The organism is Streptomyces sp. NPDC087300 (assembly GCF_044744425.1).
GTDB lineage: Bacteria > Actinomycetota > Actinomycetes > Streptomycetales > Streptomycetaceae > Streptomyces.
The window spans coordinates 41,883-58,969 of sequence record NZ_JBIUYI010000005.1; the positions used below are offsets into that span (position 1 = coordinate 41,883).

At 66.2% G+C, this 17,087-nt stretch carries 11 protein-coding genes and 2 pseudogenes; 2 read left to right on the forward strand and 11 right to left on the reverse strand.

Annotation, left to right across the window (positions count from 1 at the left end; all coding sequences use genetic code 11):
- Window positions 1-532: 532 nt before the first annotated feature.
- The 9 genes from ACIO9J_RS20660 to ACIO9J_RS20700 all read right to left on the reverse strand — a co-directional run bounded on the left by ACIO9J_RS20660 (window position 533) and on the right by ACIO9J_RS20700 (window position 12,717).
- On the reverse strand, window positions 533-1,525 hold the full coding sequence (locus ACIO9J_RS20660) for a 3-oxoacyl-[acyl-carrier-protein] synthase III C-terminal domain-containing protein (RefSeq protein ID WP_402001282.1): 993 nt from the start codon (window positions 1,523-1,525) through the stop codon (window positions 533-535).
- Window positions 1,522-5,538, reverse strand: coding sequence for an SDR family NAD(P)-dependent oxidoreductase (locus tag ACIO9J_RS20665; RefSeq protein WP_402001285.1), 4,017 nt, complete (start codon window positions 5,536-5,538; stop codon window positions 1,522-1,524). The genes ACIO9J_RS20660 and ACIO9J_RS20665 overlap by 4 nt, the downstream gene beginning before the upstream one ends.
- A gap of 65 nt (window positions 5,539-5,603) precedes the next feature.
- Window positions 5,604-7,004 carry an acyltransferase domain-containing protein gene (locus ACIO9J_RS20670; RefSeq protein ID WP_402001288.1) on the reverse strand — a complete coding sequence of 467 codons (1,401 nt, stop codon included), beginning with the start codon at window positions 7,002-7,004 and terminating at the stop codon, window positions 5,604-5,606.
- Window positions 7,005-7,101: 97 nt separating this feature from the next.
- Window positions 7,102-7,563 carry a nuclear transport factor 2 family protein gene (locus ACIO9J_RS20675; RefSeq protein ID WP_402001291.1) on the reverse strand — a complete coding sequence of 154 codons (462 nt, stop codon included), beginning with the start codon at window positions 7,561-7,563 and terminating at the stop codon, window positions 7,102-7,104.
- Window positions 7,564-7,616: 53 nt separating this feature from the next.
- Window positions 7,617-8,126: a hypothetical protein gene (locus ACIO9J_RS20680; protein ID WP_402001294.1), complete on the reverse strand. Its 510-nt coding sequence runs from the start codon at window positions 8,124-8,126 to the stop codon at window positions 7,617-7,619.
- 561 nt (window positions 8,127-8,687) lie between these two features.
- Complete coding sequence (locus ACIO9J_RS20685) at window positions 8,688-8,882, reverse strand: hypothetical protein (protein WP_402001297.1); 195 nt, start codon at window positions 8,880-8,882, stop codon at window positions 8,688-8,690.
- 702 nt (window positions 8,883-9,584) lie between these two features.
- Window positions 9,585-10,970: a tol-pal system YbgF family protein gene (locus tag ACIO9J_RS20690; RefSeq protein ID WP_402001299.1), complete on the reverse strand. Its 1,386-nt coding sequence runs from the start codon at window positions 10,968-10,970 to the stop codon at window positions 9,585-9,587.
- A 1,290-nt stretch (window positions 10,971-12,260) separates the two neighbouring features.
- Window positions 12,261-12,479 (reverse strand): DUF5988 family protein, encoded by a 219-nt coding sequence (locus ACIO9J_RS20695; RefSeq protein WP_402001302.1) that lies wholly within the window; start codon window positions 12,477-12,479, stop codon window positions 12,261-12,263.
- Window positions 12,480-12,483: 4 nt separating this feature from the next.
- Window positions 12,484-12,717, reverse strand: a complete 234-nt coding sequence (locus ACIO9J_RS20700) for an acyl carrier protein (protein WP_402001305.1) — start codon at window positions 12,715-12,717, stop codon at window positions 12,484-12,486.
- 1,110 nt (window positions 12,718-13,827) lie between these two features.
- Between ACIO9J_RS20700 and ACIO9J_RS20705 the strand changes: the two are divergent.
- Together ACIO9J_RS20705 and ACIO9J_RS20710 are read left to right on the forward strand one after the other, a co-directional pair.
- Window positions 13,828-15,038 (forward strand): annotated as a pseudogene (locus ACIO9J_RS20705) (IS701 family transposase).
- A gap of 124 nt (window positions 15,039-15,162) precedes the next feature.
- Window positions 15,163-15,466 (forward strand): annotated as a pseudogene (locus ACIO9J_RS20710) (AraC family transcriptional regulator); the annotation flags it as partial.
- Window positions 15,467-15,521: 55 nt separating this feature from the next.
- Here ACIO9J_RS20710 and ACIO9J_RS20715 read toward each other — a convergent pair.
- Together ACIO9J_RS20715 and ACIO9J_RS20720 are read right to left on the reverse strand one after the other, a co-directional pair.
- Complete coding sequence (locus ACIO9J_RS20715; protein ID WP_402001308.1) at window positions 15,522-16,475, reverse strand: zinc-binding alcohol dehydrogenase family protein; 954 nt, start codon at window positions 16,473-16,475, stop codon at window positions 15,522-15,524.
- Between the two features lie 333 nt (window positions 16,476-16,808).
- Window positions 16,809-17,081 carry a hypothetical protein gene (locus ACIO9J_RS20720; protein WP_402001311.1) on the reverse strand — a complete coding sequence of 91 codons (273 nt, stop codon included), beginning with the start codon at window positions 17,079-17,081 and terminating at the stop codon, window positions 16,809-16,811.
- Between the last annotated feature and the right edge of the window lie 6 nt (window positions 17,082-17,087).

Here is a 17,087-nt window from a genome sequence, read left to right on the forward strand (position 1 = left end):
TTGACTTCCTCGCTTGAGGAGCACTGCCCACAGTGGCTCGGGCCTCCGGGACCGCGGATTGAAATTTGAAGACAGGCCACGCCCGCCTGAAAACCGTTGCCCGCCCGCCGTGCGGGAGAGGCGGGACAACGTACGTACCCTGGCGGCCCGGGCCTCGCGGGAGTGTCCAATGATCGGCGGATCCGGTGATCAAGGAGACGCTGATGGGCGACACCACCATCGAGGAGATACCGGCCGCTCCGACTCCTCCGCCGGTTCGAGCCCGAGGACGTTCTCCGGCAGCCACTGCTGCGGGCAGCAGCGCATCCCATCCGAACCGGCAGCCCTGCACCCACCGTCCGAGGTTTTCGCCCTGGACCACGACCTCCCCGGATTCCAGGGGAACCCGGCCGCCGTGGTCGAGGTGTTGCACGAGCCGGAAGCACCGTCGTGCACGGCCGCCCGCGCCTTCTCAGCGTCACCTGACGTGCGGTGGGCTTCGTCCACGGCCATCAGGTCGAACGGGACCACTGTCCGAGAACTTCGGGGTGTCTCAAAGTGTGATGGGATTGCGAATGGGGGCTTTCGCGGGCGTTTCGGTGATCTGCCAGATCTGACAGGTGAACGACGATCCTAGGCTGACCATCATCACGTTGTCACCGATCCGTAGGCGGCCGTTATCGACCATGAATTTGAGTCCCAGGAGCGGATCACATGGGCCTACGTGTCCCACGGTTCTTCCGAGTTCCCAGGACGTGCGGCTCATGGGGAGGCCTAGTGGGTCTGCGAACAGTGCCTTCACCACGGCGTGCTCGAAGAATGGCATAGCTAGGTGGCTGATGTCTGCGGCGCGGAGTCTGGCACTCGTGAGTGCGGCCTCCATCACCGCAGCGGCGGCATCCTGGACTGATGTGGTGGGTACTGCTGCCGTTTTGGTCGCCGTTCGGCGACCGGCGCGTCCATCGTTCTGGCGGTTCAGGAAGTGGGAGGCGGGCGCCGGTTGGGTGAGGTGGCTCGTGCCTTGCAGGGAGGCGAATCCGTCGTGTGCGCTCAGGACGATCGCCGCGGCGCCGTCACCGCCTATCCATCCCGTGCTGTTGCGCCAACGGTCCACCGACAGTGAAGACAGTGAGTGTGCGGCCACGATGAGACTGGTGCCCTCTGACTTCTCAGACGTTGTCCGGGAGGTGGCGAGTGCGATCGCTGCCAGTGCCGAGTTGGACGCGGCGTTTACCCGGCACGCGAGAGCTTCGGGAGCGCGCAGTAGGCGTTGGAGATAGTCGAAGGGAGTCCAGTCGTCTGTACCTGCCACAGCGTAGAGCAGTGTGTGGGGGCGTGCCGGGAGTCCGGCGTGGGAGTAAGCGTCGAGAGCGGCGCGTGCAGCCATCGCGGGAAGTTCCGTGTCGGGGGTGACGCTACTGGAGACGACTCCGCTGCGGTCGCGCTCGGCGTCGTTGAGCAGGCCGCCGGCGACGGCGTCCGCTGTGCTGAGCCGTGCAGGAATCCACTGTCCTACGCCCGCCAGGAGCACCTGGTCTTCTGTCATGATTCCTGCCTCAGGACTGTTGCCAGCCCATCGCGTGGGGTGGGCTGGCGAGGTTCGGCGGCCGTTCGCCGCAGGGTTTCCTCATCACAGCCGAATCCCTGGCGCTCCATCAGCATGCCCCGTTCGGCGTCGCGAACGAAGATGAGGCGACGTTCGTCTGTGTATGCCGAAATCGCCTTGTGGAACTGGCGTATGCCTAGTTCCTTGCCGATGAGCGTGGTCCAGCCGAGATCCGTCAGATTCTCGGTCATGCCAGGGAGATTGAGAACTCCGACGTCCCGCCATGGCGACCAGATGATGCTCATCTCGGCGTCGGTGCCACCGTCGCCGCTCGCCCAGGTCAGGAACTCGTTGGCCGCGATGTAGTCGCTGTCTCCGGGGGTACCGAACATGACGCCCAGTGAGGCGAAGTTGCACCAGATTCCGGGTGGGTGGTCGGACAGGGCTCGTCGGAGGTTGAGGTACCCGCGGACCTTGATGGAGCGAACCTTGCGAAAATCGGTGAGGTCCTTCTCGGGAAGAGCGCGCGGACGGACCACGGTGGCGGCGTTGATGAGCAGGTCGATGCGGCCGTGTTTCGCGATGATCTGCCGCATTGCATTGCTGAGATCTTCAGCGTCCGTGATGTCGCAGGTGGTGTAGTGCACACGGTCCGGGGTGCCTGCTTCACCGATTCGGCGGAGATTGTCTCGGGTGTCGCGCGCGCGGAGCGTTTGATGATGTTCTCGTTTGATTTGACCTACGGTCAGATCCGGTTGCTCGGCGTGGCGCTGCAGGATGAAGGTGCGCCGGTCGGGCACGGATGTGAGGTCTTCCAGGGGTGTAGTCCGTCCCAGAATATGGATTTCGGGGGTGTGCCGGGCGGCGATGTCCGTCAGAATCTCTTTGGTGATGCCGTGGGCTCCTCCGACGGCGACCACCACGGCGTCGGGCCCCAGTGGATTGGTGGAGCGCGTGCGGGTGGGGCGTGCGGGCTGGAGGCCGGGGACCATGCGGGTCTGGCCATGGACGACGAGCCCGCCGGGCGGCGACGCAGACTGTTCGTCGTGCATGATCCGCAGGGCGTCAACGGCGGGCAGATCACCGACGAGAACGCTGACGCAGTGCGTTTCGGGCAGTTCGGTGGCTGCGGAGCGCAGGGTCCCGGAGAAGAGACCGGACAGCGGGTGCGGTGTGCGTCCGTCGACGGCGTTGACGAGCAGCAGGGTGACGCCTTGGGGCGCGGGTGTCGATGTCGCGCAGGCTTGGAGGACTGTGAGGAGCAGATCGTGAAGGTTCTCGATCCGGTCCGGATCGCGCATGTCGTCCGGGCTGATCCGCGCCAGGAAGGTGACCCGGTGTGGGGTGAAGGGCAGTGCGTCGAACTTGGCCCGCATTGTGTCCGGGGTGACGGTGACGGCTCCCGGGAGTCCGATCGGGGCGGGGCAGAACACGACCTGTCCCTCGGCGGCACCGGAGGCCGCAGCCAGTTCGGCATCGTCGGTGACGACGAGGATTCCCTCTGTCGGTTCTTCGAGCGTCGAGGATCCGGGGAGCAGTGGCCGATCGACGAGTTCCAGTCGCATGGCCTCCCCGTCGTCGACCGAGGTGTCAGCCGCTTTCTCCTCCGCTTGCTTCTCCGTGGGGGATATGAGCAGGGCTGGCAGGCCGGGGAGCGAAGGCTTGAGTGCTGCCGGCCGTCGGCGGGACAGACTGTGGAGCAGTGCCACCGCACCGTCGGCTCCCCAGTAGGTGCGGTTTGCCGATTGCAGCGGTTCTGCCTCCTGGGCCGCGGTCGGGCGGGACGAGGCAGTGGCGCGCTCCACACGTGCGAGCCGCGGCAGCGCGTATTCGGCTGCGGTGCCGTCGCGAGTGAGGAGGAATGCCGCTGCGCCTTCGGCGAGCTCGGAGGAGGACTGGTTGACGGTGTTCAGCAGCGCTGACCATTCGGGGAGCGTGTTGGACTGGACGCCGATCACCATCACGGCGTCGCAGATGTGTTGCTCCAGGTAGCGCATGGCGGTGTCGATGGCCTGGATGCTGCTGTCAGCGGCGGCGTGCATGGCGACGTTGGGGCCGCGCAGGTCGAGGTAGTTGGCGACCCGACCGGCAAGGACCGAGGACGTGATGCCGGCGAAGTCGTCCGGCCCCAGAGGCGGTGCGGCCTCCATGACCTCCGCCGTGAGTAGCTCGGTGATCTCGTGTGCGAGGTCTTCATCGGGTAGCCGTCGAAACGCGGCGATGGCTTGGCCCAGATAGAGGCGCAGGTTGATGTCCATGAGGTGTCGGGGCGGGGCGGCCCCCGTCACCACTACTCCCGTGGTGAGGGCAAGGCTCTTACTGGCGTCACCGAGCGGGGCGAGGACCTTGTTGGCGACCTCGACCGCCATGAGCTGGGCTCGGTCCATGTGCCGGGCGACGGTGGGCGGGATCTTGAGCTGGGTAGGGGGGAGCAGAGGGAACGTCGCTCCGAACGAGGCTGCTGGCGGGGGGCCCGAGCCGTCGAGCCAGGCGTCGACCGCCTTGTCGTCACGGCCGGGAAAGAGCGGCGCGTGGGCGACGACGACCACGTGCTCGTCCGAGGGGCGCGGGCCGTTCTGCCCGGTGCGGCTGGGCTGGGTCTCCCGGCGGGCGTGCAGCAGCTCAGGACCGGCGATCACCGCGTGGGCGTTGGAGCCGCCCAGCCCGAACGACGAGATACCTGCGATTCTGACCGTGCCGGTACGGGCGGGCCACGCTGTGTCGGCCGGGGGTATCTTCACGCTCCCCAAGCCCCCTTCCACGGACCGAGGGGTGCGTAGCGCGGGCTGTCCGGGGATCTTTTCGTGACGCAGGGCCAGCAGTACGTGGAGGAGTGAGAGGAGGCCGGCGTTCGACCCCGTGTGCCCGAACGTTCCCTTGTTGGACGTCAGGAGGCAGGTACCGTCCCGCTCCCCGAAGAGGTCACGCAGTACGGTGATCTCCACGTCATCGCCGACCCGTGTTCCTGTGCCATGACCTACCACCCAGTCGACGTCTCCGGGGCGGACTCCTGCCGTGGACCAGGCGCGCTCGATGGCGAGGGTCTGGCCGGAATGCCCCGGGGCGTGGACCGACACGCTGCGGCCGTCCGACGACAGTCCTGTGCCCAGGAGCACGCCGTGAATGCGGTCTCCGTCGGCGCGGGCGCGTGCCAGCGTTTTCAGGACGACCGCCGTGGCCCCGTCCCCGGTGAGGGTGCCGTCGGACGATTCGTCGTAGATCCGCAGTCGCTCGGGGGTGTGCGTCAGTGCTCCGACCTCGCAGAACATGGCGATGTGCGCGGGGTCCATGAGTACGGCAGAGCCGCACACCGCGATGTCATAGCTTCCGCCCCTCAGCATCGCGATTGCTTGGTCCAGCGCGTGGAGACCGCTTGCACACGCGGAATCCACGACGACGAGAGGCGTCTGGGAGGGCAGCAGTCCGGAAATCGCTTGACTCGCGTATGCGGGAGCCAGCGCCCCGCGCTGATCCTCCGGGCGCCGGGGGTAGGTTCCGGACAGGGCGTGCCGTGCGGACTCCAGCAACCAATCTGCGTCCTCGCGGTTCGCTGTCCGACGCGCCAGCAGCCGCAGGTACGCCTTGGCAGTCATCGGACCGTCGAGGTGCGTCGAGGTCGCCTCGCCGCTGAACGCGGTAACGCACACATACCGGTCCTTCTCATGGCGGCGGACACCGTCGAGTGCGCCGAGCAGGCAGTGCCGCAACAGCGCGGAACTGGGGTTCACATCAGGAGGCCAGGTCCCCTCACTGACGGCCTCTCCTATGCGCGGGTCCAGCGACTCGCCGCGGAAGCACCCGACTCGGTCTACGTAGATGCCGCCGCAGCCCTCGAGCGCCGCACTGTCGAAATGCGCCAAGTCGTAGGTGACGGGGGGCGCGAAGACGTTGTCGCCCGAGCAGATGGTTTCCCAGACCTCATCGGTGTCGGTGGAACCGGGGAGCGCGGCGCTGATGCCGACCACGGCGACCGCCTGGTCGTCGTCGTATTCTCCGGCGGGAGTCAGAGACATAGCAGCATTTCTCCACATCATTTCGCGGCGGTCCGGTGCTCCGCCGAGCCGGGGGACAGCATCGGTCAGGCGCGGGCGGCAACCACGAAATCGGCGATTTGACCGATGGTCTGGTGGTCCGCGAGGCGGAGGCGAACGGGGGGCGCGCCGGGGAGCAGGACTTCCTGCATTTTCGCGAGCAGGCGCATCTGCCGAAGTGACTCCACACCCAGTTCGGCCTCGAGCGCAGCGTCCTCCTCCAGCAGTTCCTCGGGATATTCGAGCTCCTGCGCGTAAAGTTCGCGCAGTTGCTTAAGGATGCCCTCCCGATCGTTTGCTGCCCCCTGGTCCGGTTCCGGTGGCTGACTGGCGGGTTCAGCTCCGCCGGATGCTGACGGTGAGTCCTCCTCGGCGCCCGTGGGCCTCTTCGGGGGTGGTGCGGGCTCGGTGCTTACCGCCGCCTGGGCATCGGCAACGGCCGTCGGAGGATCCTGTCGTACCGCCGGCTGCCGTACCTGAGGTCCGCTCGAGGCGTGAACCGGCGCCTCGGCTTCTTTGCTGCGCCCCTTATCGGTGTCTGATTTCGAAGGCTCCAGAGCCAGTCGGACCGCAGCGCCTGTCAGGCTCTCCCGGACGAATTTCGATGCGACCTCGGCCTCTCCGCACTCCACGAAGCCCACCACGCCCCGACAGTGCAGGGTGAGGAGGGCGTCGTGCAGGAGAACCGGAAGCGTGAGCGCGGCTGTGACCAACTCGACCGGATCGTCCCCCGCGCCGAGGAAACGGCGCGCGGTGGGGGAGTAGACGGGGTACCGGGGGGCATGCGTGCGGACCACGGGAGCGGTGGCGAGGAATGCCCGCGCGGCCCCGGCAACCCCTGGGCTGTGCGTGGCATGGGGCACGTCGATACGTGCGTGATTCCAGCCGAGCGACGAGAACAGCCGCTCGATCACTGTCAACGCCTCCTCCGGGCCACTCACCACGGATCGTTGGGGGGCGTTGACGCCGGCCAGGGCGAGATCCGGATGATCGACCGCTGAGATAAGCCCCCGCACAGCGTCCGCGCCGGCTGTGACAGCGGTCATCGACCCCTTCCAACCCTCTGCGGTCAGGCAGGAGCTGCGCAGACATGCCAGTCGTGCGCCGTCCGTCGCACTGATCATTCCGGCCGCCACCATCGACCACAGTTCCCCCACGCTCTGGCCGACGAATGCCTGCGGTTCCACCCCCTGGGACCGCACAGACTTCCAGCCGGCCAGGGAGTAGCCCAACAACGTCAGGTACACCTCCTCCGGCCTCAGGTCCGGCAGGTCGGGACCAGTCCCGAAGAGATACGGAGCGAGCGGACGGCATCCGAAGCCAACCCCGACCATGTCGATATCGTGCAGCGCTCCCGCTACATCGAGCCTGGTCGCGCACGCGGCGAGAGCACCGTGGACGGGCGGCAGCACGGTGCCGGGTATGAGAACCACGGTCTTGTCAGTCATGGCGTAGCCCTTCACGGGTCTGGGTGGGGGCAACTCTGATGATGATCAGGCAGGAGTTTCGGAGCGGAATCCGCTGCGGGGGCGGGCCGGACGTCTCCTACAGGGATATGTGACGGGTCAGATCTCCGACCAGGGTGAAGATGATGTGGCGGCGGACGAAATGCCAGGAATTCTCAACGTATCGGAACGCGTCGACGTATCTGCCCGCCGCGATGGGTTGAAGGGGAAGTCGTGTCGCATCCTGAAAAACCGTGAAGTACGACTTTGCAGTCGCCGTCCGCGTCTCGTCAGAAAATTTAACCACTGAATTAGTTGTCATGTGGTGCGTGCGTGGAGTGCCGTCGGGATATATTTCAATGACGCGGTGGAGGAGTTCCTCGATTTGCCGCACTCCTCTCACTGGGGGTTTGTCGTCGATGGCTATCTCCGCGCTGGCGAGGAGGGCGGCTGCAGCGTCAAATCTGCCCTGGTCGATGAAATCCGCCCACGCAAATATGAGTCCTAGAAGCTCCCTTTCCTCCGCCGCCTGGCATCGCCGGTCAGGCCCCTCAGCAGTCATGCCACGAGGCAATCTCAGAGGAGCTCATCAGCTCCGCCCGGCGCGTCCATAACTCAGCCGAGCGCACTGGGCCTCCTGAAGTCGGGATTCGTCTCGGCAGGTGCCCGCTCTGCTTCTGTGACGCGGATCGGACGTGGGGAAGGCGTGGTCCAGAGGGCGCCGTGCACGGTGACCTCACGGTTGAATTCGACCCAGACGGTGAATTCCAACGGCAGGCGGTTCCAGGCAGCGAAGACATCCGAGTCGCTCTCCAGAGCTCCGCTGGCGCGCCATTCCATTTTCAGGTCGTTGAAGCCCCTGAGTGCCGCGCCTCGAGCCCGAATGAAAGCGGTCGACGTGCCGTCGTCGGATCGGACTAGGATGGATCCGGTGCCGACGAATACGCGCGATGAGATGACCTCGGCGTCATAGGTGAACGCTGCCTCAACGTCCACCCCTCCCAGTTTGCCGGCCGCAAAGAAGGAAAGTTCGACGGAGCCTCTGCCGCGTGGTCCCTCTTTGACGCGGACCGTCGTCACATTTCCTTCCATGTGAAGAAGGGGGTCGGGCTGGGAGTTCGGCATCGGCGGCCTACCTTCTTCCAGGACAAGGCGCACTAACGCTCCACCCAAGATGGTCGCGGACTTAATAGGGTCCGATCAACCCATTTTCCGGCCAACGTGGGCGAGGGCTCGATCACCAGATTCACGCCAGAACTGAGTCGCCTAATATCCCTCCATCACCGCCCGTTCAATTCCGCCCCGGTGGATCACGCTATTGATCAGAAACGCCTGGGGTTCTCGCCCAGGACTAGCGAACATGCGGACCGCCGATAACCGCGGACGATGCATGGCTGCTGGCGTTGGCCCTGCGAAGGACCGGCGGGTCTCGGCGGCGAGTTCGGCCCGGTTCGGGAGTGTTGAATGATCGGGTCTTCCAAGAATTTTGCAGGCGCTGGTCGACCCGCTTGGGGCGCCAGCTGAGCAGCACGCGCTGGCGGAGCAGAGCGTGTCCGGCGCGGCCGTACGTCTGACCCGCGTGATGAGTTTGATTCGCCTCTTCGCTGCGGCTGTTGTGCCAGGACAGAGTGAGGGCGACGTCAACGGCCACGCGGTCGCGTTCAGGCCGGTGGCGAAGAAGTGCAGCTAAGGCAGGCCGGCGGCACGGGTCCGGGTGATCCAACCGGTCAGCTCCCGGGCGTTGCCGCCGACCAACGCCAGCAGGCCGGCAACAGCGCGGCCCCGCTCGGCGAGGATGGTCATCTCGGGGCAGGCGGCGCTCAGCCGGTCGAGGAGGACTTGGCGCGCGGCGCCGAGCTTGACAGGTCGGCACAGGAGCATGCGGGCGAGTCGGCGTGGGGAAGATGTGGCTGCGCCCCGATTCCTCGGCCCGGCGTTAGCGCAGATGTTCGCGGTCGGGATCGACCAAGGTAGGCCGGTACTGGGGGATGCGGAGCATCCGTTCGGGCTTCTCGGCCCGGGCACAGCGCTTGATCGTGTTCAAGGACAGCCGCAGGCGGCGGGCGCACTCGATCAGGCCAGCGCCCTGGTCGAGCAGGTCTGGACCCGGTGCCAGCACTCCTGGGTGCTTGGCCCTTGATAGCGTCCAGGACAGCGGCTCAGCCGAGCAATGGCGTAACGCTCACCATCAAGTGCAGGGCGGCCAGCGCCACCGAGAAAGCCGCCACCACCCGACGCAACGCGGGCGCGCCCCGCTGCAAGCGCTCCGCTAGACCTTGCACTTGCTCGGCGAATGTCGGCTCTGGGCAGTCAGGGTCTCGCAGTACGACCACCGCGCCGACAGGTCGATCACCACCAGGTGGCCGCCCACCGCCTCGTCCGCCGCATGTCGTACGCACCGGGAGCGCACTCAGTCCGAGGACCGCCCGCCCCCGGAGCAGGCGCCGTCGTCGTCTCTGGTCACCGCTGTGACCAGCAGGACCCCTTCGTCAGCCTCCACCCGCGCGACGTGCCCTGGCCAGCAGTGGCAGCACCTTCTCAATCGGCACGTCACACGTCACCAGTCTGCCGCCGTGCAGTTGCTCACGATTTCGGATCGCGAAAAGGATCAACACTCACGGAATTCTTGGAAGAACCGAGGCCGCTGTTAGCGCGCTCCAGGAGGGTGGCGGCTTGGGGATTGCGGCGGTACGGGAACAAGTGGCAGGAGAGTGCTGTGAATTCGGTGTACACAGAGGCGCACTGGAGATGGGGGTAGTGGTCAAGGAAGCCGTGCCAGTGATCGCATGCGGCTTCCAGATAGCCGGTGTTGATGAGATGGGTGGCGGCCCGGGCGTGGGTGAGGGCCAGGGGGCGGTGCTGGTCGTCGGGCCGGGCGCGTATGGCGGCTTCGAACGCTGTTTGGGCATCCTGGTGTTGCTTGAGAAGTGCCAGGGTCTGGCCGCGCTGGTAGTCCAGGGCGGGGCGGGGATAGATGTTGAAGGGCCCGGTCGCGCTGACGGGCTGGTCGTGAGCGGCTTCGGCCGCAGTGAGGGCTTCGAGGGCTTGCCGGGTCTCGTGCCGTTGTGCGTGGGTAAGAGCTGCCTGGGAGAGGAGGTAGGCGTGTAAGTGGCCGGTGCGTTCTGTCCCTGCGACGGTGAGCGCCGCCTGAGCGAGGTGGTGCGCGTCGCGGTGGTGCTGCAGTCTTGTGGCCTGGGAGGACAATGCGCGTAGTGCTATGGCGGCCTGGTGGCGGTGGCTGGCCTGGCGGGCGAACGCATAGGCAAGGCGGTAGTACCGCTGGGCACGGGCGTGGGCACCAATGTCGCTGGCGACGTCGCCCAGAAGGTGGACCAGTTGCCCGGCGGAGGACAGAAGCTGCGGATGCTTGGGGCGGGTGCGCAGCAGCGGTAGGACCTTCTGGTCAAGGTAGAGGGCGAGCAGAGGGTGGGTGTGTCCGCCTCCGTAGCAGCGAGTGAGGCGTTCGAAGGTCTGCGTCATGTCCTCGAGCTGTTCGATCCCGGCTGCGGCCGTTTGTGGTGCCTTGGTGTGAGCAGCGGGTGACTTCCATCCGCAGAGGACCGTGTTCAGGGCGGGAAGGACGAGCGGCGCATAGACGCCGCAGGGTTCTTGGGCCTGGCCAGCGGGGTCTGCCTCGGCCCGGATGAGGGTGGACAGGGCGCGTATGGCGGCAGCCGCCGAAAGGTCGAATCCATGAACCGGCGCGTAGGAGGAGTGCCGGGCCAGACCGGCATCCGCTGCGCTGACATGGCGCTCAAGACGTTGAGACAGGGCCAGAGCGATGAGTGCGGGCGCGGGGTGCCGTGGACGGGTGCCGGAGAGCCAGTGGGCGACCGAGGTGCGGTCGTAGCGCAGCGTCAGGCCTTCGGAGCGGCCAAGCGTGTTGACAGCCCGGGCAAGGTCACCGCCTCTCCAATTGGCTTCGGCGAGCAGAGAGGACAGCTGTCGGTTCGGGCTCATCTGCGGCATGGCTCTCCCAGGCTGTCGTCGCAGCCTTGTCCGCCATCCTCACAACTATGCTGAAGTGAAGCGAGGGCGGCCGCAATTTCACGTGGGCATGCCTTCGCAGCGGGGTCTGGGCTGTCGAGTTCACGTCTACCGAGTGGATACCCGTATCGAGTTACTCCAAGCTGAGTGGATCTATTCGGTGGCGAAATCGGGTTCCGCAGCCGATGTCATCCCAGGATTTCGTGACGCCTTCGTCCGTGTGCGCCTGCGTAGCGCGAGTGCCTCAGGAAGGTCTTCGCCGAATTATCACTGTAGGAAAGATCAGCAGGGAGGTGTCGTCGTTTAATCGATCTTGTTTCTTGTGTGGGGCCGTTTTTACGAGTCTCCGCCGGTGAACCGGCCATTTTGGGCGGCGGAGGACAGCAACAGTAGTGAAGCCGAGGATGATCTGAGGCTGTCGATGCCTCGCTGAAGTGGCCCCACGCATGTACGGGTCTAAGGACGCACCTGTTCGATGAGGGTGACTGCGGAGAGCATCGACAGTCGCCAATTCGCGCCGCTCTGGCCGAATACTTGCAAGTAGTATAGATTTTGCTGAAGCGAAGTGGCATAAGATCTTTTTACGGCGGACGGTGAGCTCAAGAACGCGGCAGGTGCTGCGATCCCAGTGGAGTTGATGCACGGCCTCTCTCATTCACGACGCCGTCGTCGATCGCAACTCGTCGGCACTGTGATGCGTCCGCGTCGGCATAGTCGATGGCGAGATTCATAAGGGCGATCAGAGCGCAGTGATGGCGGGAGGCACTGTGCGCGGCCGGCTAGGACCTCCCCAGAAGGCGGACTACGGCGACCACAGTTCCAGCAGCGTATGGGCGTTCGTGTCCGTACACACTTCCCCGCCACTCCACCGGCGGGGCTTCGCGTACGGCCTGTGAGGTCAACACGTCGATCCGTACCGCCCGCTTGGGCATCCCCTGGGATGAGGGGGCCCGTTGGTGTAAAGGAGGCGCATCATCGTAGATACGGTGACCTTGTCCAGGCTCTCCGCCCCGTCGCCAGCAGCCTGGCGTCTACCTCGCCACTTCCTCGCGCCGGCCGTTGAGACAGTTCAAGAGGAACAGCTCTTCCAAGTCCGCGGTCTCGACCAGGCTCCTGCCCAATGCGGCAGCAGGTCCGTCGGCTCGATGCCACACGTCACCAGCCTGCCTCGGCAGAACTGCTGACCAGATCGAGGCCGAGCAAGCCTTCGACACTCAGCGAAACTCTTGGAAGAGCTGTTCTTCCTGCAGTCCCCTGCTGATCAGACGCGTTCTACTCAGCGATCTTTGTCTGGTAGATCCAGCCGAAGATGGGTAACTCCTGGTCGCCGGCGCATGCGTATTCGCCGGTGGCTTCGTAGTGCTCATAGCCATTGAGGTGACGGACGGCGATCCTTTCCGGGTCGTCGCCGAGGTGAGGGTGGAGTCGTTCGAGGTGACGCGGGCCGCCTCGAAGCAGTATGAACTGCGTGCGATTTGCTGTGTCGGGCATCTGTCTACTCCTGACTGGCTGGGTCGATGCGGTTGAGGAGTGAGGTGGCCAGTGCGGTGGTGGTTGGATAGGCCCACACCACCGTGGTGGGGATCTTCAGGCCCGTGTTGCGGGCGATGCGGTTGCGCAGTTGTAAGGCCATCAGGGTGTCCAGGCCGAGGGCCACCGGTGAGGTGCTGGGTTTGATCCCATCGGCCTCGATACGCAGAAATGAAGCGATGTAGCCCGTGCCCGCCACTTCCGTAGCACCGGCGCCCGCCTGGACCGAGTTGAAGCCTCCAACAGCCGGCGCCCCTGTTGCTCCACTGAGCCTCCAGCCGGCACCGCCATCACACCCCTCTTCCACCCTTTTGTCAGTGACCGGGACGGGGGCGAGCCCACACCGGCCGCTCCCCTTACGGTGACCTCAATTCGGCGCGCTACTCGGCATCTCACAGCGCGATGTATGAACGAGTTGAAAGCTTGTGAGTTCGTGAACGGCGAAGAACTGTCAGCGAACATTGAAGGCATTCCAGGGGAACTCCCGCGGCAACCGGCCTTTTCAACGGGGCAAGCTCGACAGCTCCAACATCAGCAGCCCCTCCCGAGGTTGCTGCGCATTGAAAGGATGGTGAGGGGGTTCCTAGTTTTCGGCTCGAGTGAATTCGGCGCACGCTCCCGCGACGCATCGGCCGCCACGAAAACCGGCCTGTCGGGCACGAAGGAAAGGCACCGCACCTGCGCTTGCGAAGACCGCAGTCGGCAGAGCTCCGCTCCGGACGTCTACGCCGATATGGCCCTCGTTGTCGAAGGAGGCATCCAGATCATCAGCGATCTCGACGCCCTCAGTGAAAGAAGAAATGGCGCGCCAGCTGGCCGCCAAGGAGGCCACAGCAACGGGCGCGCCGCCTCTCTACACCCAGGTCTGCCACGAGGCCCCCGGTACTCGGTGTGAACACCTGCGGTAGGAGTCAGAGCACCGCGGTGAGGCGGTCGGAATCGTCAACGGCCACGCACAAGGAGCGGTCCTCGTGCACGGGAAAGCGAGGCTCACCTCGCTGCCGTCCCCGATGCTCGTATCCGTGCCCGGTGCGAGTCGGGTCAGGTCGGGCTGCCAGGCCACTCCCTGTCGACCGCTGAGCGTGCACCGCGCCGGCAAGGAAGCGGACCGATCAAACGCCAGGGCGGCCCGGAATACAGGACCGCCCTGCTGCGTGTTCACCCGCGCACCGTCAGTCCAGCACTTGCCACGGCTCCCGCGCCGGTGCCATTCCTCCGGGTCGCGCTCCGGGAGGTCGCGGTAGGCGGGCAGCTGGATGTCGATGAGTTGGCCGCGGTCCGGTGTGATCTGGAGGATTTCGCGGCGGAGATGTTCGAGCCGTTCGGGCGGGTGGATCAGCGCCGGTGGGGCGGGGTCTATCTGCGGGGTCCGCTGTTGGAGGGCGGGCGCAAGTCGGTGGAGCCGATGGCAGCCCGGCTGGGCGAGGACGGCAACCGGCAGGCCCTGGCGCACTTCGTCACCTCCAGCCCGTGGGAGGCGGCGCATGTGCGGGCCCGTCTCGCGTGGCGCATGCAGTCGGCCGTCAAGCCCACCGCGCTGATCATCGATGACACCGGGTTCCTCAAGGACGGGAACGCATCGGCGTGCGTGACCAGGCAGTACACGGGGACGGCGGGCAAGGTCACCAACTGCCAGGCCGCGGGGTCTCACTGCACCTGGCGTCCAACGGCGCCTCGGCGGCGGTGAACTGGCGTCTGTTCCTGCCCGGTAGCTGGGACCCGGCCTCGCCGAGGGTCGATGCGGACAAGGTGGCCCGCCGGGCGCAGTGCCAGATCCCCGACGAGGTCGGGCCTGTCGAGAAGTGGCAGCTGGCCCTCGATATGATCGACGAGACGCGGTCCTGGGGCATCGAGGTGCCCCAGGTCATCGCCGACGGAGGCTACGGGGACACCGTCGCCTTCCGGCTCGGCCTGGAAGAGCGCGGGCTCACCTACGTGGTCGGCATCTCGACCACAACCACCGCCCAGCCCGCAGACGCACGAACGTGCACTGCGGGCTACACCGGCCGGGGCCGACCGCCAACTCCTGCCTACCCCGAGTGGGCCCAGAGGGTGAAGAGCTTGGTCATCGCGGCCGGTAAGTCTTCCGCTCGGCCGGTGCAGTGGCGGAAGGGATCACGTCCGGGCAGCGGCCGCAGCGGACACAAGCGCATGTACTCGCGCATCGTGGCGCTGCGGATCAGGCCCGCCGGACGTGAGATCCGCAAAGCCACCGCCGGTGCCGAACTGCCGGTGCGCTGGCTGCTGGCCGAGTGGCCGGCCACCGAGAACGAGCCGGTGCAGTTCTAGCTGTCCAACCTGCCCGCCAACACCCCGCTCGCCACCCAGGTCCGCACCGCGAAGCTCCGCTGGCGCATCGAGAACGACTACCGCGAGGCGAAACAGGCCCTGGGCCTGGCCCACTTCGAAGGCCGCACCTGGCCCGGCTGGCACCACCACGTCACCCTCGTCTCGGTCGCCCACGCGTTTTGCACCCTGCAACGGATGCCCCGATCCCCAAAAGAAACGGCGTCAGCCTGAGCCTCTACCAAGTCGTCCGCGAACTGCAAATACTCCTCGCACTCTGGACCGGCGCCTGCCCCACCTGTCACCGCAACATCCCCGAACGCGCACCAACTTGACCAAGCCCTACTAGGAATGGCGCATGCCGAAAGAATCCTCGCACGCACCTGTCGCGGCAGGAGCGCACCGGGGCGTCGTGATCGTGGACGCGAACTCGAATCCCTTCGAACTGGGCTGCGCGACGGAGATCTTCGGCCTGCGCAGACCCGAAATCGGACGCGAGCTCTACGACTTCACCCTCTGCTCCCCTGAACCGCACACCCTGATGCGGGGCGGTCCTTGCCGCCGTGCGGCGGGCGCACGAACGTGGCGCGCGCCTGGTCGGATTCTGCAGCTGCGCTTTCACGCCGGCCGAGGCCGGAGTGCTCGACGGGTGCCGGACGACCGGCCAGCCCATTTCACCCCTGCGCACAGGATGAAAGAGGTTCGCTGACGCGCGGGTCAGGGAGACAGAACGACCTTGCCGAACAGGCCCCCGCCTTCGACCAGTTCGTGAGCCTGGTGCGCCTGTGCCAGAGGCAGCACCTCCTGGACGACACCTCGCAGTCGCCCTGCTGCAGCAGCCTCAAGCAAGACCTGGGCCTGCTGGACGATCGCCGGCCCCGGGAGCGAACCGAGACTGAAGGCGATGAATGTGGGCGACTTGTGGTAGTTCTCCAGCAGCACCTCGCCGAAGTTGGTGTCAGGGACCCCACCGGCGGCGCCGCACAGAACGAAGCGCCCGTTCGGTCGCAGCCGGGCGACCCACGCGCCGACTTCGTCACCGCCGACCGTGTCGACGACGACGTCGTACTCGCCTGAGGCCCCGGCTTCGGCACACGGCACCACACGGGACGCACCGAACTCCTCCAGCCGGTCGTCCGGGCGCCTGCGAGAGACGACCGCGGTGACCTCGGCCCCGAGGGCAGCCGCCTGCTGAACGGCCATGAGACCGATCCCGCCCCGTGCTCCTCGGACCACCACGGAGTCGCCCGAACCGACACCGGCCCGCGCGAGGCCGATGCGGGCCACCAGCCCGTTCACACCAATGGCTACGGCCTCACTCGCACTGATCCCCTCCGGCACAGCGGCCAGGCTGTCGGCTTCAACCAGCGTTTTCTGCGCATAACCACCGCCCTGGACCTGCGCGAACACGCGGCGTCCGATCCAGCCGCTGTCCACGCCTTCACCAACCTCTGTGACCACCCCCGCGATCTCCACTCCGGGGGTGAAGCCCGGCACTGACAGCGGGCTGTACTCGCCGCGCCGGGCCATGACGTCCACGTACCCCACGCCGCTGGCCTCCACCGTGACCACCGCTTCTCCCGCGCCGGCCACCGGGTCGGAGACATCGACCAGAGCCAGAACCTCGGGCCCACCAAAGGAACTCACGACTGCTGCCTTCACCGTCACCACATGCCTCACCGCTCGTCAACGTGTACGCCCCAACGAGCAGCCGACAGCGCCGTTTTGTTCCCCGAGCGGATGGGCCCGGTAATCCGACACCCGCTCACCACTGCCCTCAGCCCACCAGCCGATTCAGCAGCCCAGGTCAGCGGCTTGCGTCGAACGGGATTCATGAAGAAGAAGACCGCGGCCAAGACGACCACCGCGAGCAGGAAGACGACGGCGAAGCGGCGCGGCGCCTGAGGACCCGTCTGGCACGCCTTCGCACCGTTCGCCGCCCGGACCTGGCAGCGAACGGGCTTGACCTTCCCGGTGGACGAGTACCAGGCCCCTGTGTGCTGGTCATCCGACGGGCGCGGGGAGAGGCAGCGAGCCCTCGCCGTCGTCGGCGAACAGCCTTGTCACGAGGGGCTGAGCGGCCCTCAGTTCGTAACGGATCCTGCGGCACTTCGTGTCGGCCCAAGCCCAGTCACCATCGAGCACGCGGCGGGCATGGGCGTCTTCCAGCTCCAGGCGAAGCCTCTGTACCTCGCTGCGGGTGGCATTGACCAGCCCGATGGCCATCTCCTCGTCTATGTTCCGCTCGCGGACGCCCAGGAGCAGGGAGCCGAGCATCGTGAG

Coding starts and splice junctions, on each gene's coding strand:
- ACIO9J_RS20660 (WP_402001282.1), bottom strand. CDS start 1,525: ATGACAGAAGACCAGGTGCTCCTGGCGGGCGTAGGACAGTGGATTCCT.
- ACIO9J_RS20665 (WP_402001285.1), bottom strand. CDS start 5,538: ATGTCTCTGACTCCCGCCGGAGAATACGACGACGACCAGGCGGTCGCC.
- ACIO9J_RS20670 (WP_402001288.1), bottom strand. CDS start 7,004: ATGACTGACAAGACCGTGGTTCTCATACCCGGCACCGTGCTGCCGCCC.
- ACIO9J_RS20675 (WP_402001291.1), bottom strand. CDS start 7,563: ATGACTGCTGAGGGGCCTGACCGGCGATGCCAGGCGGCGGAGGAAAGG.
- ACIO9J_RS20680 (WP_402001294.1), bottom strand. CDS start 8,126: ATGCCGAACTCCCAGCCCGACCCCCTTCTTCACATGGAAGGAAATGTG.
- ACIO9J_RS20685 (WP_402001297.1), bottom strand. CDS start 8,882: ATGCTCCTGTGCCGACCTGTCAAGCTCGGCGCCGCGCGCCAAGTCCTC.
- ACIO9J_RS20690 (WP_402001299.1), bottom strand. CDS start 10,970: ATGCCGCAGATGAGCCCGAACCGACAGCTGTCCTCTCTGCTCGCCGAA.
- ACIO9J_RS20695 (WP_402001302.1), bottom strand. CDS start 12,479: ATGCCCGACACAGCAAATCGCACGCAGTTCATACTGCTTCGAGGCGGC.
- ACIO9J_RS20720 (WP_402001311.1), bottom strand. CDS start 17,081: ATGCTCGGCTCCCTGCTCCTGGGCGTCCGCGAGCGGAACATAGACGAG.